The organism is Aeromonas sp. 600886, assembly GCF_049174935.1.
GTDB lineage: Bacteria > Pseudomonadota > Gammaproteobacteria > Enterobacterales > Aeromonadaceae > Aeromonas > Aeromonas veronii_A.
Genome location: NZ_JAAKUB010000038.1, coordinates 1 through 25,671, shown reverse-complemented (window position 1 = coordinate 25,671; position 25,671 = coordinate 1). Strand labels below are relative to the sequence as shown.

Sequence of the window (25,671 nt, the reverse complement as noted above, 5' to 3'; positions counted from 1 at the left end):
TTCAGTCGGTTAGAATACCGGCCTGTCACGCCGGGGGTCGCGGGTTCGAGTCCCGTCCGCTCCGCCACTAATTTGAAGGCCTTCCCAGATGGGAAGGCCTTTTTGCTATGGACGATCTTGCCTATAAATCCCACAGATTTGTAAGCAAGAACCAACACAAAGCCCGGTTTCATAACCGGGCATTTGTATTTTTAGCGCCTTAAACCACCAATATCTGGCTTTTACCTGTCAGAAGAATGGCCAGATAGCCGATTATCCCCACCAGTTTATAGCTATATCCGAGCCTTATCAGTTTCATTTACTGCCATTTGAACGACTCTACAGATGGTCAAATCAGCCTTCTGCTGCCTGCTGACTACAGGGCAGTTCCATATTGACCACCCCCTCTTCCATCTGCACGTCGATCTTGAAGCCAAGCCGTTTGGCGAGGTTGACCATGCCGCGATTGCTGGGCATGGTCATGCCGGATAACTGGCCAATCCCCTGCTCTTTGGCATAACGGATGATCTTCTCCATCATCAATTTGCCGAGCCCCACCCCTTTCAAGTCCGATCGCACCAGAATGGCAAACTCGGCATCGCTCTGGTCCGGGCTCGAAATGGCGCGTACCACGCCGAGGATTTGATCCTGCAGCTCGCCATCTTGCCCCACCGCTACGAAGGCCATCTCCCGGTCGTAATCGATCTGGGTCATGCGAGCCAGCTCTTCATGGCCCAGCTCGCCTACATCGGCGAAGAAGCGTTTGTACCTGTCTTCATCGGAGACCCGCAGCACGAACTGCTTGTGAGCCGGTTCATCTTCCGGCCGGATTGGGCGCAGCAGGATATGGCGCTGATCTTTAAGCCAGGCACCCTCCTCCAGTTCGGTAGGATAGGGGCGGATCGCCAGTCGGTTGCTGGTCGGGATGGCGGGGTCAGCCAGTGTGAGGCTGGCATCCAGCACCACCATTTCGGCACCGCACGCTTGCAGAGGGTGCAGGTCCAGTTCCTGAATCTCAGGAAAGGCGAGCAATAGCTCGGAGAGCTGGCAGAGCACCTGACCGAGGGCATCGATATCCAGTCGTTCCGGTGTGGCCTGTTCGCGGATCTTGCGGCTCTTGAGTGCGCCGATGATCTGGTAACGCGCCAGTGCCTGATTGAGCGGTGGCAAGGCTGCTACCATCTCCTGCGGTTCCGCACCCGACTCACCCAGCAGGATGACGGGGCCAAAGATGGCGTCTTGCTGGATGCGTACCCGCAGTTCGAGGCCGCCGCTGCGGCGAGCCATGCGCTGTACCAGCAGCCCTTCGATACGGGCGCCCGGATCATGCTGTTTGACCCTGTCCAGAATGGCATCTGCAGCTTGCGCCACTTCGGCCGAGGTGCGCAGATTGAGCACCACCCCGTGTACGGCAGACTTGTGCAGGATATCGGGCGAGCGCAGTTTTACCGCCACCGGGTAGCCGATCTGCTCGGCGGTGAGGGTCGCTTCGATGGCGTCGGTGACGATCCAGGTTGGCAGGGTCGAGAGACCGGCGGCTTGTAAAATCGGGTGCACCAGATGGGTATCCAATCTTAGCTGTTTGCGCTCCTGCGCTTGGCGGATCAGCTGTTGGCACAGATCGACATTGAGCTGGTTGCCGTGCAGTGACGCCGGGGTTTCCATCAACTGCTTCTGGTTGCGGCGGTATTCCACCATGTGCATGAAGGCGGCCATGGCGCTTTCCGGTGTGCGGTAGGTCGGGAAGCCCGCTTCGGTAAAGAGTTTGCGCCCCTCCTGCGCCGAGTATTCGCCCGCCCAGTTGGTGAGGATATTGAAACGGCGCGCTCTGGGATGCTGTTTCAGATGGGCGATTAGATGGCTGGCCAGCGGTGCGCTTGGTGCCGTGAGCGAGGGGGCGTGGATGATCAGGATGGCGTCGATGCCATCTTCCTGCAACACGCTGTCCAGCGCCTCCTGATAGGTGGTGATGGTGGCATCGCTGCCGATGTCGAGCGGCGGGCGAGCCAGCTTGCCGCCCCGCTCCAGCAGCACATCCACCGCCATATTGGCCAGCCCTCGGCCGTTGGAGATGATGGTGAGCCGCTCTCCCTTGAGGGTCATGGAGTGGCTGAGGGTTTCCACTGCGGCAAACAGCTCGTGGGTATCCCGCACCCGCAACATGCCGGCGCGGCGGATGGCGGCATCATAGACATTGTCGAGACCGTGGGCCGGTTCGTGGCGCCCGCTTTTCAGCACCAGGATCGGCTTGTTGCGCGAGGCTGCCCGCGCTGCCGAGAGAAAGTGGCGGGCGTCGTGCAACTTGTCCATATAGATCAAAATGGCGCGGGTGACGCTGTCGCGGGAGAGCTGATCCAGCAGCTGGCCGAAGTCGATGTCGCAGTGATCACCTAAGGAGATGAAGGCAGAGAAGCCCAGCTCATGCTGCTTGGCCCAATCCAGAATGGTGGTGCTGACGGCGGCGGATTGCGACAGAAAGGCGACCTGCCCCGGCTTGGCGGCAATGGGTGAAAAGCTGGCGTTGATCCCCTGGCCGGGCAGCAGCATTCCCATGCTGTTGGGGCCGAGCAGGCGAATGCCGTATTGTTGGCAGACCCGTTTCAACTCCAGCCGATCCTCGGGGGAAAAGTCGGCGGCCAGTATGATGGCTGCGCCCGCACCCTTTTGGCCGAGCGCCTCCAGCAACGGCAAGACCCGCTCCCGCTTGGTACAGATGATGGCGAGATCCGGGGTCAGCGGCAGGCTGGCGATATCGGGATAGGCCAGCACGCCGGCGATGGACTTGTTGCGCGGGGTGACGGGGAGGATGGGCCCTTTGAACTGGCCTGCCAGCAGGTGGCGCACGATCACATGACCCGCCTTTAGCGGGTCGGTCGAGGCGCCGATCACGGCGATTGAGTGGGGTTTGAACAGCCGATCCAGACCGCTTGCTTTCATGGGCACTCCCGACAAAAGGGGGAAGATACCAGTCTAATACGCCTTTGCTGCGGGTTCTGTGACCGGATCCTGATCACCGTTTGTTCAGGGCATTGGCACGCAGATAAAAGCGCAGTTCGCCTTGCACCCGGCGAATGGCTCCCAAGTGGCGTTCCTGCAGATAGATATCCTGCTCTCGATCGAGCGCCGTGCTGGGCACGCCCATGCTTTGCAGATACTCGTCAAACAGGGTTGAACCCTTGATCTCTACCAGATGCTGTTTCATGGCTCTCCTCCCTGCGCCTTGGCGTTTGTTGATGAACGTTCAGTCTGCGATGACCTGCCGAGTTTGCCTATTGTCACTTTTGACACGAGATTTGACACAAGAGCGCTCACACATCTTTCAGAGAGGGCGCCGTTGAGGCGCTGGCTGGCGTTATAGTATGGCGAGGAGCACGAGGCATGGATGGTGCACAGGATGATCAGAGTCTGGTGGTGGTGCATGGCACTGTGGACGGTTGGCGTATCGGCAACCGAGCAGCCTATCCGCGCCTGGAATCTGTTGCTGGATCACCCCAACCCCGCCGTCGTCCAGTTGTTGCGCCTCTCCCTCGACCTCACCGTGCCCGAATATGGCCCTTACCAGCTGGTCTCCAGCCCGCAGATGGAGCAGGGGCGGGCGGTGAAGGAGCTGCGCAGCGGCGAGCTGGTTCAGGTCGGTGTCTTTGCCCCGGATGGTGAGCGAGAACGGGAGTTGCTGGCAATCCACATTCCGCTGGCCAAGGGGCTGCTGGGGTGGCGGGTGTGTCTGGTTCGGCAGGGGGATGAGGGACGTTTTGCCTCGATCGGGTCGTTGGCAGACTGGCATCGCGCCGGGCTCTCCATCGGTCAGCACAGATCCTGGCCAGACACCCAGTTGCTGCGGGCTAACGGCCTCAAGGTGACGGTGGGCAATCTTTATGAGGCACTCTTCAACATGCTGCGCAAGAAGCGCTTTGACTGCTTCCTGCGATCGGTCATCGAGGTCGAGGATGAGCTAAGGCGGCATCCGGATCTCGCCATCGAGCCCCGTCTGGTGTTTCGCTATCCGCTGGCGCTGCTCTTCTTTGTCTCGCCAAAATATCCGGAGCTGGCGCAGCGCATCGAGCTCGGCCTGAAGCGGGCACGGCAATCTGGCGCTTTTGACCGGGTCTTTGAAGAGGGATTTGGCAGCACCATTCGGCGACTGAAACTGGATGAGCGGGTGCGCCTCGAGCTGCACAACCCCGACTTGCCTCTGCCCAGCCGCATCATGATGGCCGATCCGGCCCTTATCTATAATCCGGTGTCAGCGCAGTGAACCCTGATTCTGCGCGGTATCCCAGAAGGCGCGGATCAGCGGTTCCTCCAGCCGCTTCTTGAGCACCCCGATCCCCACATCAAATGGCTTGAAGGCTGGCTTGAGGTCGATGATCCGCACCTTGTCGCCGAGCGGGCTGTGGTCGATCACCGCCGCCGGCACTAGCCCCACACCACAACCGAGCGCCACCATGGCGACGATCCCCTCGTTACCCGCCACTTCGGCGTAGATGTTGGGGGCGATCCCCTTGTTGCGAAACCACTGATCGCTGCGTTTGCGGGCCAAGCCCTGCTCGGAGAGGATGACTGGCAACTGCTCCCAATCAGGTTCTCCCTGACGGAACCACTGGTTCAGTTGCGGGGCGTTGCGCGGCGCGATAAAGACCAGCGGCACCTGCTGCAGGCTGGCGAACTCCAGCTTGGCGGGCAGGGCATCGGGGCGGGCAGCGATGGCGAGATCGGCCTCGTCGGCCAGGATCTTGTCCACCGCCAGCGCCGGGTCACCGGTCTCCAGCTTGATCTCCAGCTGGGGGTAGCGGCGGCGAAAGCGCTCCAGTACCTCGGGCAGCAGAAAGTAACTGGCGGTGACCGAACAGAAGACCCGCAGCCGCCCCTGCAGCGGTTCATCGCTGCGTTTGAGCTCCTGTTTGAGCTGACGCCACTCCTGCAACAGGCCGCCGCCAAACTCCCGCAGTTTCTCGCCGGCGGGGGTGAGCCGCACCGAGCGGTTGTCCCGCTCGAACAGCACGCAGCCGGTCTCCTGCTCCAGCCGCTGGATGGCGCGACTCAGGGTGGAGGGGCTGACCGCCATGGCATCGGCGCTCTTGCCGAAATGAAGGGAGTCGGCGAGGTGGAGAAACAGCTCGAGATTGCGAAGGTCCATCTTTCAGCTCCTGGCGCGGCTGGTGTGCCCGATATCCAGCGGTTGGCGGCTTGTTTTTGTCATCTCGCGGTACATTCAGCAGGCAATTATGAAGGGTGAGCATTTCAGTTATTGCAACGTACTGTTTCGAATATATCAGTTCAGGCAATAAGTGTCCCGCGCTATAGTGGTTCAGACAACGCCGCTATCCGGCATGGAATCAATCGAACGGAGCAATCACCATGGCTAACTATTTCAACACCTTGAACCTGCGTCAGCAGTTGGCCCAGCTGGGCAAGTGTCGTTTCATGCAGCGCGAAGAGTTCGCGGACGGCTGCAACGTGCTGAAGGGCAAGAAGGTGGTGATTGTGGGCTGTGGTGCCCAGGGTCTGAACCAGGGTCTGAACATGCGTGACTCCGGGCTGGATATCTCCTACGCCCTGCGCAAGGCCGCCATCACCGAGAAGCGCGCCTCCTGGCAGAAAGCCACCGACAACGGCTTCGCGGTCGGCACCTATGAAGAGCTGATCCCGACCGCCGATCTGGTGCTGAACCTGACTCCGGACAAACAGCACTCCGACGTGGTGAAAACCGTGATGCCGCTGATGAAGCAGGGCGCCGCGCTGGGCTACTCCCACGGCTTCAACGTGGTGGAAGAGGGTCAGCAGATCCGCTCCGACATCACAGTTGTTATGGTGGCGCCGAAGTGCCCGGGTACCGAAGTGCGTGAAGAGTACAAGCGCGGTTTCGGCGTACCGACTCTGATCGCTGTTCACCCGGAAAATGACCCGAAAGGTGAAGGCATGGCCATCGCCAAGGCGTGGGCCTCTGCCACCGGCGGCGACCGTGCCGGGGTGCTGGAGTCCTCCTTCGTGGCGGAAGTGAAATCCGACCTGATGGGCGAGCAGACCATCCTCTGCGGCATGCTGCAGGCCGGTTCCCTGCTCTGCTACGACAAGCTGGTTGCCGAAGGCACAGACCCGGCCTACGCCGGCAAGCTGATCCAGTTCGGCTGGGAGACCATCACCGAAGCCCTGAAACAGGGTGGTATCAGCCTGATGATGGACCGCCTCTCCAACCCTGCCAAGCTGCGCGCCTTCGAGCTCTCCGAGCAGCTCAAGACCCTGATGCGCCCGCTGTTCGAGAAGCATATGGACGACATCATTGCCGGTGAGTTCTCTCGCGGCATGATGGCCGACTGGGCCGAAGACGATGCCAAGCTGTTCGGCTGGCGCGAAGAGACCGGTAAATCCGCCTTCGAAAACGCCCCGGCGTTCGCTGGCAAGATTGCCGAGCAGGAGTACTTCGACAATGGCGTGGTGATGGTGGCCATGGTCAAGGCGGGTGTCGAGCTGGCATTCGAGACCATGGTGGCTTCCGGTATCTACGAGGAGTCCGCCTACTACGAATCCCTGCACGAGTTGCCGCTGATCGCCAACACCGTTGCCCGCAAGCGTCTGTACGAGATGAACGTGGTCATCTCCGATACCGCCGAGTACGGCAACTACCTGTTCGCCAACGCTGCCGTGCCCTTGCTGCGCGAGCACTTCATGCCGACCCTGAAAGCAGGCGATCTGGGTGCCAGCAAGGCGGAAGGGCAGAGCGTGGATAACCTGGCGCTGCTGGCGGCAAATGAGGCGACCCGCAACCACCCGATCGAAAAAATCGGCCTGGTACTGCGTGGTTATATGAAAGACATGAAACGCATCGCCGTTGGCGGTTAAGCCTGCATCGAGCTGGATGATGAAGGGGCGGGGATGACGATCCCCGTCGCCGGTCGGACTGGACACCCGACCGGCCAGCCAGAACAATCAGCCTGACAGTCATAAAAAAGCCCCGCTCATTGAGCGGGGCTTTTGCATTCAGAAAGGCTGGATAAATCAGGCTTTCCACGCTTTCCAGGTATTGATCAGACCGTTGGTGGAGCAGTCGTGGCTGGTGACAGCCTCGTTGTTGCCCAGCTCCGGCAGGATCTTGTTGGCCAGCTGTTTGCCCAGCTCCACGCCCCACTGGTCGAAGGAGAAGATGTTCCAGATTGCGCCCTGTACGAAGATCTTGTGCTCGTACATGGCGATCAAGGCACCCAGGGTTTTCGGGGTCAGACTCTTGAACAGGATGGAGTTGGTCGGGCGGTTGCCTTCGAACACTTTGAACGGCACCAGATCCTTGACCTGCTCCAGGGTTTTGCCAGCCGCCAGGAACTCGGCTTCAACCTCTTCCTTGCTCTTGCCGAAGGCCAGCGCCTCGGTCTGGGCGAAGAAGTTGGCCAGCAGTTTCGGGTGGTGGTCACCGATCGGGTTGTGGCTGATGGCTGGCGCCAGGAAGTCACAGGGGATCAGCTTGGTGCCTTGATGGATCAGCTGGTAGAAGGCGTGCTGGCCGTTGGTGCCCGGCTCACCCCAGATGATGGGGCCAGTCTGGTAGTCAACCGGCTTGCCGTTGCGATCCACGTACTTGCCGTTGGACTCCATGTTGCCCTGCTGGAAGTAGGCAGGGAAGCGGTGCATGTACTGGTCGTACGGCAGAATGGCTTCGGACTCGGCACCGTAGAAGTTGTTGTACCACAGGCCAATCAGCGCCAGCAGCACCGGCACGTTCTGCTCATAGGAGGCAGTGGCGAAGTGCATGTCCATCTCGAAGGCGCCTTGCAGCAGGGCTTCGAAGTTCTCGAAACCGACGGAGAGGGCGATGGGCATGCCGATGGCAGACCAGGAGGAGTAGCGGCCGCCAACCCAGTCCCAGAACTCGAACATGTTGTTGGTGTCGATGCCGAACTCGGCCACGGCCTTGCCGTTGGTGGAGAGAGCAGCGAAGTGTTTGGCAACGTGTGCCTTGTCACCGGCGATGTTGATGAACCAGTCGCGGGCGGTCAGGGCGTTGGTCATGGTCTCCTGGGTGGTGAAGGTCTTGGAGGCCACCAGGAACAGGGTGGTTTCCGGATCGATCTTCTTCAGGGTCTCGGCGATGTGGGTGCCATCGACGTTGGAGACGAAGTGCATCTGCAGGTGGTTTTTGTAGGGACGCAGTGCCTCGGTGATCATCACCGGGCCCAGATCAGAGCCACCGATACCGATGTTGACCACGTGCTGGATCGCTTTGCCGGTGTAGCCTTTCCATTCGCCGGAGATGATCTTCTCGCAGAAGCCCTTCATCTTGGCCAGCACGGCGTTCACTTCCGGCATAACATCCTTGCCTTCGCACTCGATGGGGCGGTCGGAGCGGTTGCGCAGGGCCACGTGCAGTACGGAGCGGCCTTCGGTCATGTTGATCTTGTCACCATTGAACATGGCATCGATCGCGCTGCGAAGATCGGTCTCTTTGGCCAGATCAATCAGCAACTTGAGGGTTTCTTCGGTGATCAGGTTCTTCGAGTAATCAACCAGGATGTCGCCGCCGAAGGTAAGGGAAAACTTGTCAAAGCGCTTCGGGTCCTGCGCGAACAGATCCTTGAGTCGAGTCTCTTTGTTTGCTGCAAAGTGGGCTTCCAGTGCCTGCCAGGCCTGGGTTTGGGTTGGATTGATATTTTTCATAGGATTCCTGAAATGCCAAGTTGTGTTTGAACCTTGCAGGCAAGGTCCCGCCAAACCTTATTATCCGAGCATTATAGCGAGCCGATCGGGCTGCCCGTGTAACAGATTTTTACCGATTGTCTTTTACCGCAATGGGTCACTGCCGGGAGCATACAACCAGAACATTGGGATTATGTGTCACGAAAGCAAGGCGGATCTTGCGCTTGCTCATGATTGGGGCCACCCCGATAGCCTGAAATTGTTTTCATCCGGTTGGCGTGGTTATGCACCGACATGGCCATGGGCTGGGGCCAGAAACGACAATGCCAGCCCGAAGGCTGGCATTGTCTGTTGCAGCAGAACCGCGATCACGCCTGCGGTTTTTGCATGTGCATCACCATCTGCGGGAAGGGGATCTCGATGCCTTCGGCATCAAAGGTCAGTTTCACCTTCTCGTGGAAGTCGAACCAGACCCCCCAGTAGTCAGCGGTTTTCACCCAGGGGCGCACCACGATATTGACCGAGGAGTCGGCCAGCGCGGCAACGGCGATGGTGGCTGCCGGATCTTTCAGGATGCGCGGCTCTTCGCTTACCAGACGCTCGAGGATCTGTTTGGCCTTGCGCAGGTCAGAGCCGTAGCCGATGCCAAAGGTCATATCGACGCGGCGGGTATCCATGCGCGAGTAGTTGACGATGGTGCCGTTGAGGATGGCGGAGTTCGGGACTACCACCATCTTGTTGTCACCGGAGGTGAGGGTGGTGGTAAAGAGCTGAACGGACTGCACCACACCCGCGGTGCCCGCCACTTCGATGAACTCGCCCGCCTTGATGGGGCGGAAGATGATCAGCAGGAAGCCGGCTGCGAAGTTGGAGAGCGAGCCTTGCAGCGCCAGACCGATGGCCAGACCGGCGGCACCGATAATGGCGACGAAGGAGGCTGTCTGCACGCCGACACGGCCCAGCGCGGCTATCACCACGAACACCAGAATAGCGTATTTGAGGATGCTGCCGACGAAGTGGGTGACTGTGGTGTCCAGCTTGCGGGCCTGCATCACCTTGACCACGCCACCGCTGATGAGGTTGGCGGCGATATAGCCGACCAGCAGGGTCAGCAGGGCGGCGGCGATATTGACGCCGTATTCGATCAGCAGTCCCTGATTATTGACCAGCCAGGTCTGCGCTTCGGTAATGATTTCGGGTTCCATAGGATGTCCTGTCAGGTTCTAAAAGGTTTATGGTGGATAAATCTAACACCGCAGCGCGACAGTACGGGTCGCATCTGGTACTTCTTTTCTGCCATAAAAACCTGACACAAAAAAGAAGGGAGGCCAAAGCCTCCCTTCTTTTTGCTGAATGATGCGAAAAAACCATCAGCTCTGCAGCAGCTGGCTGCGGATAAATTGCCACTGATCTTCGAAACCGGCGGTCGGCTTGAGCTTGAACTCGGAGCGCACGAACTGGCTGATGCGGCCTTCGGTGTAGGCCAGCAGCAGATTGGCCAGCATGGTCTCGTCGAGCTGGAAGCCTTGACCCTCGCGCAGCCGCTTCTCACGCAGCACCTGCTTGATCTGGGTCTCCAGCTTGTCGAACAGGATGCTGATGCGGTCTCGCAACCGGTCATGCTCCCCCAGCAGGGCATCGCCGTTGAGGATGCGGGTAATGCCGGGATTGCGCTCGGCGAACACCAGCAGCAACTGCAGGATGTGGTGGCAGCGCGCCATGGTGTCTTTCTCTTCCGCCATGATCAGATTGACCCGTGACAGCAGGGAATCCTCGATAAAGTCGATCAGCCCCTCGAACATCCGCGCCTTGCTGGGAAAGTGTCGATAGAGGGCAGCTTCAGATACGCCGACCTCGGCCGCCAGACGGGCCGTGGTGATACGCTGCCCCGGACTGGTTTCCAGCATATGGGCGAGCGCCTGCAGGATCTGATCGCGCCGACTCTGTTTCTGATTACTGCTTGCCATGGATTCCCCTAAAAAAACAATGGCTTGATTCTGTTATTAGGCACCGCCCATCAGGTTGGTGTGGTCTGTTATTGACGACCGGAAGAACCAAAACCGCCTTCGCCCCGTTCGCTCTGGTTGAACTCATCGACCAGTTGGAAGCTGGCCTGAACCACCGGCATGATTACCAGCTGGGCGATACGCTCGCCGGGTTGCATGGTGAACTCATCCTTGCCGCGGTTCCAGACCGAGACCATCAGCTGACCCTGATAGTCGGAATCGATCAGACCGACCAAGTTGCCCAGCACGATGCCGTGCTTATGGCCAAGGCCGGAGCGGGGCAGAATGGTGGCACACAGACCCGGATCCTGAATGTGAATAGCCAGACCGGTCGGTACCAGAGTGGTATCGCCCGGAGCCAGAGTCAGCGGCGCATCCAGCAGGGCACGCAGATCCATGCCGGCAGAGCCGGGAGTGGCGTAGGCGGGCAGCGGGTACTCGGTACCGATACGGGCATCCAGAATCTTCAGTTCAATTTGTGTAGTCATGAATCGCTTTTTCAGTTGGATCTTGTGTTGGCGCCCCTCTTGGCAAGGCGGGGCGCCGTGAGTCTTGTTCTTTCGGGACGCTCAGCGCCGATAGTGACGCGCAATCAGGGCGATCAGGTGACGGGCCAGCGTCAGCTTGTCGGCCAGTGGCAGCGGGGCCTGGCCCCCTTGCCAGAATACGGTCAGGGCGTTGTCATCGGCGTTGAAGCCTTGCCCCTCGCGGGACACATCGTTGGCGGCGATCATGTCCAACCGCTTACGCTGCAATTTATCGAGGGCGTATTGTTCCACATCCACGGTTTCGGCGGCAAATCCGACAGTGAAGGGCTTGTCTGAAAGGGCGCCGACGGCCGCGATGATGTCGGGGTTTTTCACCAGCTTCACCACCATCTGGTCGTTGTCACCAGTCTTCTTGATCTTCTGGCTGGCGACCTGCTCGGGGCGATAGTCAGCCACTGCTGCGCAGCCGATGAAGAGGTCGCACTCGCCCACCAGGCTCATTACCGCCTGATGCATCTGCTCGGCGCTCTCCACATCGACACGGGTCACGCCTGCCGGCGTAGCCAGCGTCACCGGCCCGCTCACCAGCGTCACCTCGGCGCCCGCTTCACGGGCAGCGCGGGCGATGGCAAAGCCCATCTTGCCGGAGCTGTGGTTGCTGATGTAGCGCACCGGGTCCAGCGCCTCGCGGGTCGGGCCTGCGGTCAGCAGCAGCCTGACGCCCGCCAGCAAGGGCTCGGCGGCCAGTTGCTGGCAGCAGCGATCCACCAGTTCGAGGGGATCCAGCATCCGGCCCGGGCCCACATCGCCACAGGCCTGGCTGCCGGCATCCGGCCCCCACAGCAGAATGCCGCGGCTGGCCAGGGTCTTGAGGTTGGCCTGGGTCGCAGCGTTGAGATACATCTGCTGGTTCATGGCGGGCGCCAGCGCGATGGGCGCCGGCGTGGCCAGACAGAGGGTGGTCAGCAGTTCGTCGGCCATACCGGCCGCCATACGTGCCATCAGGTTGGCGCTGGCGGGGGCAATCAGTACCAGATCGGCCCACTTGGCCAGCTCGATATGGCCCATGCCTGCTTCGGCAGAGGGGTCCAGCAAGCTATCCGCCACCGGATGACCGGAGACCGCCTGCAGGGTCAGCGGGGTGATGAACTCCTTGGCGGAGCGGGTCATCACTACCCGCACTTCGGCCCCTTGATCTTTCAGGCGGCGTACCAGCTCGGCACTCTTGTAGGCGGCGATCCCGCCACTGACACCCAACAGGATGCGTTTATCGGCCAATCTCATCTGCTGTTTCTCTATCCGGCTCACTTTGACTGGTCGGCTAAGATACCACAGGCTGGGGATGACGACAGGGGTTGGCATCAAGGGGTTGTGGCGGGGAACACGCAAATATTTGCTATGTTTTTCCTCAACAGGGAGAGAGGAGAGACAAATGAGCATCAAGGAGTGGCCGGAAGATGAACGCCCCAGAGAGAAGCTGTTGCGTCAGGGGCCTACTGTGCTCAGTGATGCCGAGCTGCTCGCGATCTTTTTGCGCACCGGAGTCAATGGTTTAAGTGCTGTCGATCTGTCACGCAACCTGTTGAATAAATTCGGTTCTTTGCGAAGTTTGCTGGATGCGGATCAACAGACATTTTGCGAGGCCCACGGCCTTGGCCCTGCCAAATATGCCCAGTTGCAGGCGGTGCTGGAGATGGCGAGGCGCCATCTGGCACAGCAACTGCAACGGGGTGATGCGCTCACCTCACCCCAGCTGACCCGCGACTATTTGCAAGCCCAGCTGCGGGATCGGCCGCGCGAGGTATTTGCCCTGCTGTTGCTCGACAATCAGCACAGAGTCATTCAATTTGTTGAGCTTTTTTTCGGCACAATCGATTCGGCGAGCGTCTGGCCCAGAGAAATCGTGCAGATCGCACTCAAACATAATGCAGCCGCGGTGATTCTGGCGCATAATCACCCGTCCGGCGTCGCCGAGCCCAGTCGGGCCGACCGCCAGATCACGGATCGGATCACGGCCGCCTTGGCCCTGATCGATATCAGAGTGCTGGATCACTTGGTGATCGGTGACGGCATCACGGTTTCTTTCGCCGAGCGCGGTTGGTTATGACTGTGCTCTGGCGCCGTATTAGTTGATCTTTGATCACGGATGCTGTATAAAATGCCGCCTTCTGTTTGCCCCGCAATCGAAGGCCAGCGGGGCAGATATTTGCTCGAGCAATGAAGTAAGATTTGGAGAGACTGACATGTCTAGAGTATGCCAAGTAACCGGCAAGCGCCCGGCAGTTGGTAACAACCGTTCGCACGCTAACAACGCCACCAAGCGTCGTTTCCTGCCGAACCTGCACACTCACCGTTTCTGGGTTGAGAGTGAAAAACGCTTCGTAAGCCTGCGCGTATCCGCAAAAGGCATGCGTATCATCGACAAGCGTGGCGTTGAAGTGGTTCTGGCTGAACTGCGCGCCAGCGGTGTTAAGGTATAAGGAATTAGATCATGGCTAAAGGTATTCGCGAGAAAATTCGCCTGAACTCCAGCGCCGGTACTGGTCACTTCTATACCACTACCAAAAACAAGCGCACCATGCCCGAAAAAATGGAGATCAAAAAGTTTGATCCCGTTGTTCGTCAGCATGTGATCTACAAGGAAGGCAAAATCAAGTAATTACTTGATGCTGCATTCCCAAAAACCCGGCTTCGTGCCGGGTTTTTTTATGCGCCGAATTCAGTACACTGCCGGTTCAAAGGGAGGCTTGCCATGTTCAAATTGAGCCGCAAAGGCTGGAATAACGTGATCATTGTGGTGGTGCTGATCGTGATCACCCTGTTGCATCGTATGGAGACTGCCCAGCAGGAGAACAGCGCCAAGCGCGCTCGCCCCTTGCTGCCTGATGCGGCTGTGGTGCTCACCTGGCAGGGGCCGAGCTGGCAGATTGAGCGGATCGGTCAGGGCTGGCGCAGCGGGCCGGATCTGGGGCTCGACAGCGCGCAGCTGGATGCCCGTCTGGCACGTTGGCAGGGCTGGTTGCTACCCCCCGGTGAAGCGGTACGCGGTGCGCCGGTGACCATCAAGGTGTGGATTGCCGGCCAGAACGATCCGGTCGAGATCGGCCTCTATCAGAACAGCGGTCAGTATGGTGCCCAGCTGCCGTCCGGTCTCTGGCTCGCCCTCACTGCCGAGCAGTATCGCGATCTGCTGCGTCCTGCCCCCTGATTTCCTTTTCCTTGCGAGGTGCCCATGCCTGAATTGCCAGAAGTTGAAGTCAGCCGTCAGGGGATCTCTCCCTGGCTCACCGGTATCAAGGTGACACGCGTGGTGGTGCGGGATGGCCGCCTGCGCTGGCCGATCCCCGGTGAGATTCAGGAGCTGGTGGACCTCACCATCCATCGGGTGCGCCGCCGTGCCAAATACCTGCTGCTGGAGACCGATTTCGGCACCGCCATCCTCCATCTGGGGATGTCCGGCAGCCTGCGGGTACTGGATATCGGCACGCCAGCCGAGAAGCACGACCACGTGGATATCGAGCTGGAGAATGGCAAGCTGCTGCGGCTCAACGATCCGCGCCGCTTCGGTGCCCTGTTGTGGACCCGTGAACCGGCCGAAGCCCACGCGCTGCTCGCCAAGCTGGGGCCAGAGCCGCTCACCGATGCCTTCAATGCCGATTACCTGCAGGGGCGCGCCAAGGGGCGCAGTACTGCAATCAAGCAGTTCCTGATGGACAATCAGGTGGTGGTCGGGGTGGGCAACATCTACGCCAACGAGGCGCTCTATGCCGCCGGCATTCACCCCAAGCGGGCGGCGGGTACTATCAGTGCCAAACGGCTGGGAACCCTGGTGGCAGAGATAAAGCGGGTACTGGCCGAGGCGATTCGTCAGGGCGGCACCACCCTCAAGGACTTCACCAGCGCCGATGGCAAGCCGGGCTATTTCGTGCAGCAGTTGCAGGTCTATGGCCGTGGCGGGCAGCCCTGTTTCCACTGTCACACCCTGCTGACCGAGATCAGAATGGGGCAGCGCACCACGGTTTTTTGCACTCATTGCCAGCGCTGAGCGTACTTTTTTCCCCGATCCGGGGGAAGTTGTAACAGCATATTTCCAGGCTGTTGAATATTTGCGCAGTCATCACTAGTATCTGCGGCCGTTCAGGCGGTTTGAGAACTAGAAATGACTTTAAAATCAATAGACTGGGAATATCTATCCCAGCAAGAGCGCTATTGCGCCAAGAAAATGGCCCGCTTCCTCTACCCCGAGGGGTGCGAGCGCCAAACCTTCAATCGCGGCAAGTTTGTGCTTCGCAGTCTGCTCTATCGCAAGTCGCTAAGCCGGGTCTTCAATCTGTTCCGGTGCGAGTCGCTCAAAGCGCTGCCGGCCATTTATCCCGAGCTGCTCGACAAGCCGATGCGTCCCTATCGCTTCGCTAGCGCCAGTGCCCGCCAGCGGGTCGAGATGCTGGAAAACCACTACCGGTTGCTGCTGGAGTGCTACCCGCAACTGATCGAGCGGCTCTATCTGGGTGAGGGGATCTCGCTGGGGCACTATCCCCAGAGCGGCTGTCGCATTCTGCTGCGCCATGATGGCACTTTTCGCCGCGAGGCCGAGCTGGCACTCTCCATCGTCAACAATGAGGGGCAACGCCTTTACAGCTGTGCGTTCTCGCTGGCGGGCAGTGCGGAACGTCTGATGCTGATGATCGGCTCCATGCAAGGGCCGGAGCCTGCGGTCGACAATGCCCAGGATCGGGTGCGTGAGCTGACCAAAGAGGGACACGGCCTGCGGCCCAAATCCCTGCTGGTGCAACTGGTGCTGCAACTGGCGCAGGCCATGGGGGCGGCGGAGGTGCTGGCGGTGCGCAAGCGGGCCCACGTGTTTCAGGCCAAGCGCTACAGCAGCAAGCAGAAGGCCAACCTGCAGGCCGATTACGACGAGTTGTGGCAGGAGTTTGGCGCGCAGGATGTGGATGCCAACTTTGTCGCCCTGCAACTGCAGTCGCGCAAGCCGCTGGAGGAGATCGCCTCCAAGAAGCGGGCCATGTACCGGCGCCGTTACGAGTGGCTCGATCTGCTGGTGCAGGAGATGAATGAGCGGTTTGCCCGTCAGTAACCGGCAGGGCAGGCTGACCTCTCTATAACGAGACAGATACAACAAGGGCTACCCGTGGGTAGCCCTTGTTGTATCTGCCATCAGGGGAGGAATTAGCGCTGTTGCTGTTTGGCTGCGATGGCCTGGGCCACCACGGGATCGACAAACTGACGAATGTCGCCACCGTGCAGCGCCACCTCTTTCACCAGGGTGGAGGAGATAAAGGAGTTCTCCTCGGCTGGGGTGAGAAAGACGCTCTCAAGCGTGGGCATCAGGCGGCGATTCATGTTGGCCAGCTGGAACTCGTACTCGAAGTCGGAGACGGCGCGCAGGCCGCGGATCAGCACGTTGGCCTGATGCTCTTTGGCAAAATCGACCAGCAGCCCGGAGAAGCCGACCACCTTGACGTTGGGAAGTTGGCTGGTCACTTGCTGGACAAGCTGGACACGTTCCGCCAGATCGAACAGCGGGCGCTTGCTCGGGCTGTTGGCGACACCGACGATCACCTCGTCAAACAGCTTGGCGGCGCGGCCGATCAGGTCGGCATGGCCATTGGTAACGGGATCAAATGTCCCGGGATAGATCACCCTGGTAGTCATCTTTGTGGTCCTGCAACCTGGAAATTTGGTCGCATTATAAGGTCGTCGCTTGAGAATAGCAGTGCATCAGGCAAGAATACGCCATCGCGCATCAAGCCTCCCTGCATTGGTGACAGGGAGCAAAGGGATTTTTTATGAAACGTATTCTGGTCGTTCGCAATGACAAGATTGGTGACTTCATGCTGGCGTGGCCGAGCTTCGCCATGCTCAAAGGCTCCATGGAGTGTCATGTGACTGCCCTGGTTCCGGCCTACACGGCCCCGCTGGCCCGACTCTGCCCCTGGATTGACGAGGTGATCATCGATCCGGGCGTGCGAGCCGACAAGGAGCAACAGCGGGCACTGCTGGCCCGGATCAAGGCGGCGGCGTTCGACGCGTCCATCTGCCTCTTCTCCAACTCCCGCAACGCCATGCTGGTGTGGAAGGCACACATCCCTTACCGGCTGGCGCCGGCGACCAAGCTGGCGCAGGTGCTCTACAACCAGCGTCTGGTGCAACGCCGCTCCCGCTCCCAGAAGCCGGAGTCCGAGTACAATCTGGAGCTGATCCGTCGCTTCCTGACCGATCATCAGGTCGCCGTGGTGGAGCCCAAGACTCCCTTCCTCAGTTTCGATGAGGCGAGCCTGCAGCAGGTGCGCGAGCAGCTGGCGGCCAAGCTCAAGCTCGATGCCAGCCGCCCCTGGCTGATGGTTCACGCCGGCAGCGGTGGCTCGGCCAACAACCTCTCCATCGAGCAGTACGCCCGCATCATCATCAAGCTGAACCAGGCCTGTCCCGAGCTGCAGTGCGTGCTCACCGCCGGCCCGGGCGAGGAGAAGATGGCCGAACAGCTGGCGGCCGAGTTGCTGGCCCACGGCGGCAACGGCTGGATCTACCGCTCCAGCGACGGTCTGCCGATGTTCTGTCAGGTGCTGGCCAACGCCGCTTTGTTTATCGCCGGCAGTACCGGCCCGCTCCATATCGCCGGGGCGCTCGACGTGCCGACCATCGGCTTCTTCCCGATGCGCCGCTCCGCCACCCCGCTACGCTGGAAGCCCCTCAACAGCGAAGGGCGTCACCTTGCCTTCAGCCCGCCGGAGGATAGCGACCATCCTGAGGATATGAGCCAGCTCGATCCCAAGACCATGGTGCCGGTGATGGCCCGCTGGGCGGCGCCTTTCTGGCGCAAGTAAGGTATGCAGCAATGCAAACAGGGCCCCGCAGGGCCCTGTTTCGTATGACGGTTATTCCGGCTGCTGCGGCTGCTGGCGCACCCAGAGGTCTGCGTATTTAACGAAGGTGGAGTGGGCGGAGAGGATCGCCAGCAGCAGCCCCTGCTTGCCATCGAGGAAGCCCGCTTTGAGCAGGTACATCTTGAGGAAGCAGCCGACCGCGTGGATCAGCCCCTGACTGAGAGAGCCCTTCTTGCCGCGAGCGGTGCGCTGATCGGCCCAGGCGCGGGCATAACCGGCCGATTTCACCAGATAGTGCTCCAGATCCCGATAGGTGAAGTGGAGCAGGTCGCCATGAATGTTGACGATCTTCATGTTGGCCCGTACTTCCACCTTTTCGTGCACCAGCGCCTCGTTGTAGCTGGTGAGTGCCTTGGGGTAGAGGCGCAGCACCCGATCCGGATACCAGCCGCTGTGGCGGATAAAGCGGCCAAACACCCAGGAGAGGCGCGGGATCGAGTAGATGGTATCGCTGGCCGGATTGGCCATCACGTTGGCGATGGCGGTTTTCAGCTCGGGGGTGAGCCGCTCGTCGGCATCCAGCCACAGCACCCAGTCGGACAGCACGTGGGACTGGGCCAGTCGGCGCTGTTTGCCAAAGCCCGGCCACTTGGCGTTGACGAAGAAGCGGGCGCCAAACTCGGCGGCAATAGCCGGGGTCTCGTCCTGACTGCCCGAGTCCAAAATGACGATCTCGTCCACCAGTCCGTCGAGGGAGGCGAGGCACTTGCGCAGGTTGTCGGCTTCATTCTTGACGATCAGAACGGCAGCCAGAGTCGGTTTTTTCACGAAATGGGGCTCACGGTTATTGCCCGGCTGGCGGGTCGAATGCGTATTGATGGGCCATTCTAACGGAAAAACGGGTCAAAGAGAGAGCCGCCATTGCCCGTTTCTGCCAGCTGTTTACCTGCCCGGCTGGCGTTGCGTCTCTTCAGAAGACCTGTGGAAAAATGAGACGGCAGAGGTACCTGGCAAGGATCTTCTGTTATTTATCCGACCATTGCATGTGGTGCGTAATCTCGCCAGGCTGGGGGAAGGTCGCCGCTGGAAAAATGAGGAAGTGAAGGTGCCTAGCAGGGATCTTCTGTTATTTATCCGACCATTGCATGTGGCGCGTAATCTCGCCCAGTTGGAAGAAGATCGTCACTGGGAAAATGAGACGGCAGAGGCGATTGCCAAGGATCTTCTGTTATTTATCCGACCATTCTTGGGGCATAATCTCGTCCAGTGATGATTAACCGCCGGGCCAGACCCGAGAGAAGACGCGTAATGAAAATATTGGTGATCGGCCCCTCCTGGGTCGGCGATATGGTGATGTCCCAGAGTCTCTACAAGGCGATCAAGGCCAACCATCCCGAGTGCGAGCTGCACGTGATGGCTCCCGCCTGGTGCTGCGCCCTGCTGGAGCGGATGCCGGAGGTGGACAAGGCGATCACCATGCCCCTCGGCCACGGTGACTTCAAGCTGGTGGCGCGCCGCCGCCTCGGCAAACAACTGGCGGCCGAGAAGTACGATCAGGCCATCGTTCAACCCAACTCCATGAAGTCGGCGCTGATCCCCTGGTTTGCCCGCATTCCGGTGCGTACCGGCTGGAAAGGGGAGCACCGCTTCGGCCTGCTCAACGATATGCGCAGCAACAAATCCGCCTTCCCGCTGATGGTGGAGGGCTATCTGGCGCTCGCTTATCCCAAGGCGCAGATGAAGAGCCGGGCCGATATTCCGACCATTCCGCACCCCTCTCTGCACGTCGATCTGGTCAACCAGAGCAAGGCGCTGGAGCGACTGGGGCTGGATCGCGCCCGCCCGGTGCTTGTGCTCTGCCCCGGTGCCGAGTTTGGCCCGGCCAAGCGCTGGCCGGAGGGGCACTACGCCGTGGTGGCCCAGCAGCATCTGGACGAAGGGTGGCAGGTGTGGATCTTCGGCTCCAACAAGGATGTACCGGTAGCCAATACCATCCGGGATCGGGTCAACCTGCTGACTCGCCCCAACTGCCACGTGCTGGCGGGCAAGACCAGCCTGCACGAGGCGATCGATCTGATGGCGCTGGCCAGCCGGGTCATCTCTAACGACTCCGGCCTGATGCACATCGCCGCTGCCCTCAACCGGCCGCTGGTGGGCGTCTATGGCTCCACTTCGCCGCTCTACACCCCGCCGCTGGCGGATCGGGTCGAGATCGTTCACACCGACATCGAGTGTCGCCCCTGCTTCAAGCGCACCTGCAAGTTCGGCCATCTCAAGTGCCTGATCGACCTAGCGCCGGAGCAGGTGGTCGATGCCTGCAAGAAGCTGGAGCAGAGTCAGTAAGATGCCCTACCGTCTGCTCTACAACCTGCTGATCCATCTGGGATTGCCGCTGGCGCTGCTGGCGCTCTACAAGCCGAAGAAAGGCAAGCCCGGCTTTGGCAAGCGCTGGGCCGAGCATCTCGGGCGGCTGCCCGCCACCGGACAGGAGGCGCCGCTCTGGATCCATGCGGTGAGCGTGGGGGAGACGCTGGCCATCACGCCGCTCATTCGTGCCCTCAAGGCGGAGCGGCCCGATCTGCCGATCCTGCTCACCACCACCACCCGCACCGGCGCCGATCAGGCTGCCAGGCTGGGGGATCTGGTGATCCATCGCTACGCGCCGCTTGACTACCCCTGGGCCATTGCGGCCTTTCTCGACACCTTCAAGCCGCGCGCGCTCTGGGTGATGGAGACCGAGCTGTGGCCGAACTGGCTGGCCGCCTGCGAGGCGCGCCACCTGCCGGTGACCATCATCAACGCCCGCCTCTCCGAGCGCTCCTGCCAGCGTTATGCCCGTTTCCACGGCGCCTTCGACGCCCTGAGCCGGCCGCTGACCCATCTGCTCTGTCAGCATCAGGATGACGCCGACCGCTTCGCCCGCCTCGGCATCGATCGTTCGCGGCTGGCGGTGACCGGCTCCATCAAGTTCGACATCCAGTTTGGTGACGAGGTGCAGACCAAGGGGCGCGCCCTGCGCCAGCAGCTGGGCGCCGAGCGGCCGGTCTGGATCGCCGCCAGTACCCATCTGGGTGAGGATGAGCAGGTGCTGGCCGCCTTCGATCTGCTGCTCAAACGCCATCCCGACGCGCTGCTCATTCTGGTGCCGCGCCACCCCGAGCGGTTCGATCGGGTGGCCGAGCTGTGCGCCCCTTATGGCTGCGTGCGGCGCACTGATGGTGCTGCGGTGAGTGCCGGGGATAAGGTCTATCTCGGCGATACCATGGGCGAGCTGCCGCTGATGCTGGCGGCGGCCGATGTGGCCTTCGTTGGCGGCAGTCTGGTGAAGATCGGCGGTCACAACCTGCTGGAGCCGGCGGCTCTCGGCAAGCCTTGCCTGACTGGCCCCGCCTACTTCAACTTCAGCGACATCACCCGCCAGCTGGTGGCTCAGGGGGGCGCCGCCATCGTGGCCGATGCCGCCGAGCTGGGCGAGCGGGTTAGCCAGCTATTTGCCGACGGCAACGCCCGCCGCGAGATGGGGGAGCAGGCCCGCGCCGTGGTGCTGCGCAATCAGGGGGCGCTGGCGCGTACCCTCTCGCACTGCCTGACCGCACTGGAGAACGACTGAACCCATAACGAGCATCGTACTGGCTCTCGATTTTCAACTGCAAAAGCGCCAAAGCAGCTGCTCCCCGTTTCACACGTCATCAAAGAGGCAACCATGTTCAAGGCTCTGTTACTGGAAAACCAAGACGGCAAGACTGTTCCAACCCTGACCCGACTGACCGAGAGCCAGTTGCCGGAAGGTGAGGTTCGGGTGGCCGTTGCCTACAGCTCCATCAACTACAAGGATGGGCTGGCCATCACCGGTAAGGGCAAGATAGTGCGCCAGTGGCCACTGGTCCCTGGCATCGACTTCGCCGGTACCGTGCTCGAGTCTGCCGACAGCCGCTATCAGCCCGGCGACAAGGTGGTGCTGACCGGTTGGGGCGTGGGTGAAGGCCACTGGGGCGGCATGGCCGAACAGGCGCGGGTCAAGGGGGACTGGCTGGTGCCGTTGCCCGCCGGGCTGGATGAGCGCCAGGCCATGTGCATCGGTACAGCCGGTCTCACCGCCATGCTCTGCGTGCTGGCACTGGAAGAGGCGGGTATTACTCCCGCAAGTGGCGAGGTGCTGGTCACCGGCGCGGCAGGCGGTGTGGGGGCCACCTCGGTCGCCCTGCTGGCAGCCCTTGGCTATCAGGTGGCGGCGCTGACCGGTCGTCCCGAAGAGCAGGGCGCCATGCTCACTGCGTTGGGTGCCAGCCGCATCGTGCCGCGCAGCGAGCTGCTGGTGCCTGCCAAACCGCTGGAGAAGCAGCTGTGGGCCGGTGCCATCGATACCGTCGGCAGTCAGGTGCTGGCCAAGCTGCTGGCTCAGATGAACTATGGCGGCGCTGTGGCGGCCTGCGGGTTGGCGGGCGGCTTTGATCTGCCGACCAGTGTGATGCCCTTCATCCTGCGCAACGTGCGGTTGCAGGGGGTCGATTCGGTGATGTGCCCGTTTGAGCGTCGTCAACTGGCGTGGCAGCGACTGGCACGGGATCTTCCTGCCAGCTTCTTTGAGCAGGCGGTTACCGAGATTGGGCTGGAGCAGGTAGTGGAGGCCGCCGAGGCCATCACGCAAGGCCAGATCGCCGGTCGCACCTTGGTCAAACTTTGAACTCTCTCTGACTGGCGAGCCCGACAATTCCGGATAAAATTGGAGTGCGGGTGAACTATCCAAGGAGAGTGAAGATGGGTGGACACAAGCCGGATTACGACTCCTCTGATGATGATTGGGAGCCGGATTCCTGGGAAGAAGAGCTGGATCAGTGGGAAGATGAAAGCTGGCAGGATGATGACACTTTCGATGACCAGTGAACGACGGCATTGAACGAACAGGCGGGCTTTGGGCCCGCCTGATTTTTTTGGTGCGCTCACAGGGTGGATGCAAGTTGCTTGTGGTCATCCCCTGGCTGGTCAAGAATGAACAGCTCAAACGACACTCAAGGATGACTATGCGACTTTCCATCATATTGCTGGCGGCCCTGCTGGGGGGCTGTGTCTCCAACGATGACCCTTGCGAGAAGGTGTGGAGCGAAGTGGGGGAGGCTGACGGCAAGCTGGGCTTCACCACCGAACGGGTTGAGTTCCATCAGGGCCAGTGTGGCAAGAAGGTGGATGCCGAACTGTGGAAGCAGGGACATCAGAAGGGATTGGCATGGTATTGCCGCCCCGAGCATCTCTATCTGGCTGGCCGCTCAGGCGAGGAGTATCGCGGTGTCTGCCCGAATGATATCCAGGCGCGCAGGCTGTTCGAGCAGGGACGACAGGGTTGGACCGATCAATAGTGCACTGACCGTGAGGGGTTACTCCTCTTTCAAGCGGAGTGGCTGGCAGAGGTAACCCTTGTCATTGGCGCTGCGGGCGCACTTGCCGCAGACGAATTTCGGCTTGCGAACAATTTTGCGCAACGCTTTGAGATCAGTGGGGATCTCGTGGCGACGCCACTCACACAGGGTCTTGCTGCCCATAACGACTACCTCTAAGACTCGACGGCCGTATTGTAATCGATTTTCATTTCGAGTGAATCGGTAAAGCTCGCTTATTGGCCGTTATGCCAATAAGCGATTGTTTCGGGAGGGATTACTGGTAAAGGAACTTGGTGAAGATGAGCTCGCGCACCGCTTTCTTGCCAGTCTCTTTGACTAGCAGTTCGTTGACCTTGGTTTCGCACTCCTTGCGCAACTCTTCACGGCTGACCAGGGATTTGATCTGCTCGGCGCTCTTGCTGCCCATCAAACGAATGATGGTATCTCGGATCAGCGGGTCATGCTGCTCCAGCAGCTTGAGGTCGGCTTCGTTTTCCGCCATTAGCTCCACCGTGACTCGGACATAACCGAGGGTTTTGCCGTTGCTCAGGTAGTTGGTGATGATGTCGGGGTCGAGCGCGTGGTAGGAAAAGCCCGGCTTGGCGGCTGCGGCTGCTTCTTCTCCCTCTGCGGGCGGCTCTTCTTCGGATGAGGCTTGTACATGCAGCGCACCACAGCTCAGTAACAACACCAGCAGAATTTTGAAGATCTTCATATAGATGGCTCATCAGCAAGAGATAACCCATTTTTGATGTTGCCATCGGGGCCGTCAAGCACGGATGTTCTTACATTTCGCTATTGATTTACGGATAATAAACCGGATTTTAACCTGAACACGGAAATCTCTGGATGGTGAAGCTGTGAAGTCCGAGTTGACTGTTCCCCTCACGCCGTTAAGCGGGTGGCTGGCCCCCGAATGTTGCGAATTGCCCGCCAGCTTGCGCCCCTGGCTGCTGGAGCCCGGCTCCATGACCCGGCGGCTGCGTCAGCACAATCGCCACTTTTCGGTGGAGTGGCTGGGCAATCACCCGGTCGCCCTTACTGCCGATGAGCAGTGGCTGGTGGATTCGGCCTCGCCGGCCGGTACCTGCCGCGAGGTGATCCTGCACGGGGACCGTGGGCCCGCCGTGCTGGGCTGGACCCTGTTTGCCGATGACGCACTGCAAGGGAGCGGCATTGCCGAGCTTGGCGAGCAGCCGCTGGGTGAGCGGGTATTTGGCCATGAGCCTGCCCGCCGCGATCACCTGCAGTTGGCCCGTTTCGATATTGCCGCCAATCCCCGTTGCCCGGCCGCCACTGTCTGGGGGCGTCGTTCCCGTCTGTTTCTGGGGCAGTGGCCACTGCTGGTGCACGAGCTGTTTCTGCCCTCTCTCGTCTGTGACAAGGAGCTGGAGTGAATCTGTTAACCAAGGAGCGGGGACTTGCCTATATGCAGTTGGCCCGCGTCGACAAACCCATAGGCACTCTGCTGCTGCTGTGGCCAACCCTGTGGGCGCTCTGGCTGGCCGCTGGTGGCCTGCCCAATCTCTGGGTGCTGACCGTGTTTGTGGTCGGGGTCTTTCTGATGCGCTCGGCAGGGTGCGTGATCAACGACTATGCGGATCGCAACTTCGACGGCCATGTCAAACGCACCGCTGGTCGCCCCTTGCCCACGGGCAGAGTCAAGCCGTGGGAGGTGTTGGCGCTCTTCTTCGTGCTGGCGCTTATTTCGTTTGGTCTGGTGCTGACCATGAATCCGCTCACCATCGGCCTGTCGTTTGTCGCCCTGCTGCTGGCAGTGAGCTACCCCTTCATGAAGCGCTTTATCTCCAATCCCCAGCTGGTGCTCGGGATGGCCTTCTCCTGGTCGATCCCGATGGCCTATGCGGCCCAGGCGGATGCCCTGCCGCTGGTGGCCTGGCTGCTCTTCTTCGCCAACCTGCTCTGGACCGTGGCTTACGACACCCAGTACGCCATGGTGGATCGGGATGACGACCTCAAGATCGGCCTCAAATCCAGCGCCATCCTGTTTGGTCGTTACGACAAACGGATCATCGGCGCATTGCAACTCTCGACGCTGCTGCTGTTGCTGGCGGTCGGGCAGCTGATGACGCTGGGGGGTTGGTATTACTGGGGATTGCTGGGAGCGGCGGTGCTGTTTGTCTATCAGCAGCGGCTCATTCGCGAGCGGCAGCGGGAAGCCTGCTTCCAGGCGTTTCTCAACAACAACTATGTGGGGGCGCTGGTGTTTGCCGGTCTGGTGCTTGACTACCTGCTGGCGTGATTGCGCTCCGAGTAAATGTCTAGTCCTGAAATAGGTTTACACATTTTCAACTAGCATTTTTCTACTCAGAACCCTCTATGTACCGCATCG

The 25,671-nt window shown here is 60.3% G+C and carries 29 protein-coding genes; 17 read left to right on the top strand and 12 right to left on the bottom strand.

Annotated elements, in window-relative coordinates; genetic code table 11:
- Positions 1-333: 333 nt before the first annotated feature.
- Both G5179_RS20205 and G5179_RS20200 read right to left on the bottom strand, forming a co-directional pair.
- Positions 334-2,916 (bottom strand): GNAT family N-acetyltransferase, encoded by a 2,583-nt coding sequence (locus G5179_RS20205; RefSeq protein WP_421258992.1) that lies wholly within the window; start codon positions 2,914-2,916, stop codon positions 334-336.
- Between the two features lie 73 nt (positions 2,917-2,989).
- The gene (locus tag G5179_RS20200) at positions 2,990-3,181 is read right to left on the bottom strand and encodes a hypothetical protein (RefSeq protein ID WP_005339486.1); all 192 of its coding nucleotides are present in this window, start codon (positions 3,179-3,181) and stop codon (positions 2,990-2,992) included.
- 192 nt (positions 3,182-3,373) lie between these two features.
- On the opposite strand from G5179_RS20200, the gene G5179_RS20195 reads away from it, so the two are divergent.
- Positions 3,374-4,234, top strand: coding sequence for a hypothetical protein (locus G5179_RS20195; protein WP_421258991.1), 861 nt, complete (start codon positions 3,374-3,376; stop codon positions 4,232-4,234).
- On the opposite strand, the gene ilvY is transcribed toward G5179_RS20195, so the two are convergent.
- A complete protein-coding gene (gene ilvY / locus G5179_RS20190) occupies positions 4,223-5,116 on the bottom strand; it encodes an HTH-type transcriptional activator IlvY (protein ID WP_101531017.1) in 894 nt (297 codons plus the stop codon). The two genes, G5179_RS20195 and ilvY, sit on opposite strands and share 12 nt — an antisense overlap.
- A 221-nt stretch (positions 5,117-5,337) precedes the next feature.
- Here ilvY and ilvC point away from each other — a divergent pair, with 221 nt between their 5' ends.
- Complete coding sequence (ilvC, locus tag G5179_RS20185) at positions 5,338-6,819, top strand: ketol-acid reductoisomerase (RefSeq protein ID WP_331483885.1); 1,482 nt, start codon at positions 5,338-5,340, stop codon at positions 6,817-6,819.
- A gap of 156 nt (positions 6,820-6,975) precedes the next feature.
- On the opposite strand, the gene pgi is transcribed toward ilvC, so the two are convergent.
- The 5 genes from pgi to coaBC all read right to left on the bottom strand — a co-directional run bounded on the left by pgi (position 6,976) and on the right by coaBC (position 12,382).
- On the bottom strand, positions 6,976-8,625 hold the full coding sequence (pgi, locus tag G5179_RS20180) for a glucose-6-phosphate isomerase (RefSeq protein ID WP_421258990.1): 1,650 nt from the start codon (positions 8,623-8,625) through the stop codon (positions 6,976-6,978).
- A 347-nt stretch (positions 8,626-8,972) separates the two neighbouring features.
- Entirely contained in the window at positions 8,973-9,809 is an 837-nt protein-coding gene (locus tag G5179_RS20175) for a mechanosensitive ion channel domain-containing protein (RefSeq protein ID WP_005339493.1), read from the bottom strand.
- 165 nt (positions 9,810-9,974) lie between these two features.
- The gene (slmA, locus tag G5179_RS20170) at positions 9,975-10,571 is read right to left on the bottom strand and encodes a nucleoid occlusion factor SlmA (RefSeq protein WP_005339495.1); all 597 of its coding nucleotides are present in this window, start codon (positions 10,569-10,571) and stop codon (positions 9,975-9,977) included.
- 68 nt (positions 10,572-10,639) lie between these two features.
- Entirely contained in the window at positions 10,640-11,098 is a 459-nt protein-coding gene (gene dut / locus G5179_RS20165) for a dUTP diphosphatase (RefSeq protein ID WP_005339498.1), read from the bottom strand.
- An 81-nt stretch (positions 11,099-11,179) separates the two neighbouring features.
- A complete protein-coding gene (gene coaBC / locus G5179_RS20160) occupies positions 11,180-12,382 on the bottom strand; it encodes a bifunctional phosphopantothenoylcysteine decarboxylase/phosphopantothenate--cysteine ligase CoaBC (protein ID WP_421251559.1) in 1,203 nt (400 codons plus the stop codon).
- 148 nt (positions 12,383-12,530) lie between these two features.
- Here coaBC and radC point away from each other — a divergent pair, with 148 nt between their 5' ends.
- The 6 genes from radC to G5179_RS20130 all read left to right on the top strand — a co-directional run bounded on the left by radC (position 12,531) and on the right by G5179_RS20130 (position 16,193).
- Positions 12,531-13,205 carry a RadC family protein gene (gene radC / locus G5179_RS20155; RefSeq protein ID WP_227342961.1) on the top strand — a complete coding sequence of 225 codons (675 nt, stop codon included), beginning with the start codon at positions 12,531-12,533 and terminating at the stop codon, positions 13,203-13,205.
- A 136-nt stretch (positions 13,206-13,341) separates the two neighbouring features.
- Positions 13,342-13,578 (top strand): 50S ribosomal protein L28, encoded by a 237-nt coding sequence (gene rpmB, locus G5179_RS20150; protein WP_005307492.1) that lies wholly within the window; start codon positions 13,342-13,344, stop codon positions 13,576-13,578.
- A gap of 11 nt (positions 13,579-13,589) precedes the next feature.
- On the top strand, positions 13,590-13,757 hold the full coding sequence (rpmG, locus tag G5179_RS20145; RefSeq protein WP_005307500.1) for a 50S ribosomal protein L33: 168 nt from the start codon (positions 13,590-13,592) through the stop codon (positions 13,755-13,757).
- A gap of 93 nt (positions 13,758-13,850) precedes the next feature.
- Positions 13,851-14,306: a hypothetical protein gene (locus G5179_RS20140; RefSeq protein ID WP_204380398.1), complete on the top strand. Its 456-nt coding sequence runs from the start codon at positions 13,851-13,853 to the stop codon at positions 14,304-14,306.
- 24 nt (positions 14,307-14,330) lie between these two features.
- Positions 14,331-15,143 (top strand): bifunctional DNA-formamidopyrimidine glycosylase/DNA-(apurinic or apyrimidinic site) lyase, encoded by an 813-nt coding sequence (gene mutM, locus G5179_RS20135; RefSeq protein WP_216979846.1) that lies wholly within the window; start codon positions 14,331-14,333, stop codon positions 15,141-15,143.
- Positions 15,144-15,257: 114 nt separating this feature from the next.
- Positions 15,258-16,193 (top strand): VirK/YbjX family protein, encoded by a 936-nt coding sequence (locus tag G5179_RS20130; protein WP_421258989.1) that lies wholly within the window; start codon positions 15,258-15,260, stop codon positions 16,191-16,193.
- Positions 16,194-16,285: 92 nt separating this feature from the next.
- Here G5179_RS20130 and coaD read toward each other — a convergent pair whose 3' ends face one another.
- The gene (gene coaD, locus G5179_RS20125) at positions 16,286-16,771 is read right to left on the bottom strand and encodes a pantetheine-phosphate adenylyltransferase (protein ID WP_071914926.1); all 486 of its coding nucleotides are present in this window, start codon (positions 16,769-16,771) and stop codon (positions 16,286-16,288) included.
- 134 nt (positions 16,772-16,905) lie between these two features.
- On the opposite strand from coaD, the gene G5179_RS20120 reads away from it, so the two are divergent.
- The gene (locus tag G5179_RS20120; RefSeq protein ID WP_100647130.1) at positions 16,906-17,943 is read left to right on the top strand and encodes a glycosyltransferase family 9 protein; all 1,038 of its coding nucleotides are present in this window, start codon (positions 16,906-16,908) and stop codon (positions 17,941-17,943) included.
- Positions 17,944-17,994: 51 nt separating this feature from the next.
- Here the strand turns inward: G5179_RS20120 and G5179_RS20115 are convergent, their stop codons facing one another.
- Positions 17,995-18,771: a glycosyltransferase family 2 protein gene (locus G5179_RS20115; RefSeq protein WP_216952388.1), complete on the bottom strand. Its 777-nt coding sequence runs from the start codon at positions 18,769-18,771 to the stop codon at positions 17,995-17,997.
- 49 nt (positions 18,772-18,820) lie between these two features.
- Here G5179_RS20115 and G5179_RS20110 point away from each other — a divergent pair, with 49 nt between their 5' ends.
- The 6 genes from G5179_RS20110 (at position 18,821) to G5179_RS20085 (ending at position 23,297) form a co-directional block, all read left to right on the top strand.
- Positions 18,821-19,213, top strand: coding sequence for a hypothetical protein (locus G5179_RS20110; protein ID WP_216952387.1), 393 nt, complete (start codon positions 18,821-18,823; stop codon positions 19,211-19,213).
- Positions 19,214-19,251: 38 nt separating this feature from the next.
- Positions 19,252-20,286 (top strand): lipopolysaccharide heptosyltransferase II, encoded by a 1,035-nt coding sequence (waaF, locus tag G5179_RS20105; RefSeq protein ID WP_124243350.1) that lies wholly within the window; start codon positions 19,252-19,254, stop codon positions 20,284-20,286.
- Between the two features lies 1 nt (position 20,287).
- The gene (gene waaA / locus G5179_RS20100; RefSeq protein ID WP_421258988.1) at positions 20,288-21,553 is read left to right on the top strand and encodes a lipid IV(A) 3-deoxy-D-manno-octulosonic acid transferase; all 1,266 of its coding nucleotides are present in this window, start codon (positions 20,288-20,290) and stop codon (positions 21,551-21,553) included.
- A 93-nt stretch (positions 21,554-21,646) separates the two neighbouring features.
- Positions 21,647-22,627 carry an MDR family oxidoreductase gene (locus G5179_RS20095; RefSeq protein ID WP_421258987.1) on the top strand — a complete coding sequence of 327 codons (981 nt, stop codon included), beginning with the start codon at positions 21,647-21,649 and terminating at the stop codon, positions 22,625-22,627.
- 74 nt (positions 22,628-22,701) lie between these two features.
- Complete coding sequence (locus tag G5179_RS20090; protein ID WP_005339521.1) at positions 22,702-22,827, top strand: hypothetical protein; 126 nt, start codon at positions 22,702-22,704, stop codon at positions 22,825-22,827.
- Between the two features lie 137 nt (positions 22,828-22,964).
- Positions 22,965-23,297 carry a DUF2799 domain-containing protein gene (locus G5179_RS20085; RefSeq protein ID WP_421258986.1) on the top strand — a complete coding sequence of 111 codons (333 nt, stop codon included), beginning with the start codon at positions 22,965-22,967 and terminating at the stop codon, positions 23,295-23,297.
- An 18-nt stretch (positions 23,298-23,315) separates the two neighbouring features.
- Here the strand turns inward: G5179_RS20085 and G5179_RS20080 are convergent, their stop codons facing one another.
- Together G5179_RS20080 and G5179_RS20075 are read right to left on the bottom strand one after the other, a co-directional pair.
- Positions 23,316-23,480, bottom strand: a complete 165-nt coding sequence (locus G5179_RS20080; protein WP_098971330.1) for a hypothetical protein — start codon at positions 23,478-23,480, stop codon at positions 23,316-23,318.
- Positions 23,481-23,592: 112 nt separating this feature from the next.
- Positions 23,593-24,033 (bottom strand): flagellar basal body-associated FliL family protein, encoded by a 441-nt coding sequence (locus G5179_RS20075; RefSeq protein ID WP_216952370.1) that lies wholly within the window; start codon positions 24,031-24,033, stop codon positions 23,593-23,595.
- A gap of 145 nt (positions 24,034-24,178) precedes the next feature.
- Between G5179_RS20075 and G5179_RS20070 the strand changes: the two genes are divergently transcribed.
- Together G5179_RS20070 and ubiA are read left to right on the top strand one after the other, a co-directional pair.
- Positions 24,179-24,715 carry a chorismate--pyruvate lyase family protein gene (locus G5179_RS20070; RefSeq protein ID WP_005339534.1) on the top strand — a complete coding sequence of 179 codons (537 nt, stop codon included), beginning with the start codon at positions 24,179-24,181 and terminating at the stop codon, positions 24,713-24,715.
- Positions 24,712-25,581 (top strand): 4-hydroxybenzoate octaprenyltransferase, encoded by an 870-nt coding sequence (gene ubiA / locus G5179_RS20065; RefSeq protein ID WP_005339536.1) that lies wholly within the window; start codon positions 24,712-24,714, stop codon positions 25,579-25,581. The genes G5179_RS20070 and ubiA overlap by 4 nt, the downstream gene beginning before the upstream one ends.
- Positions 25,582-25,671: the final 90 nt, after the last annotated feature.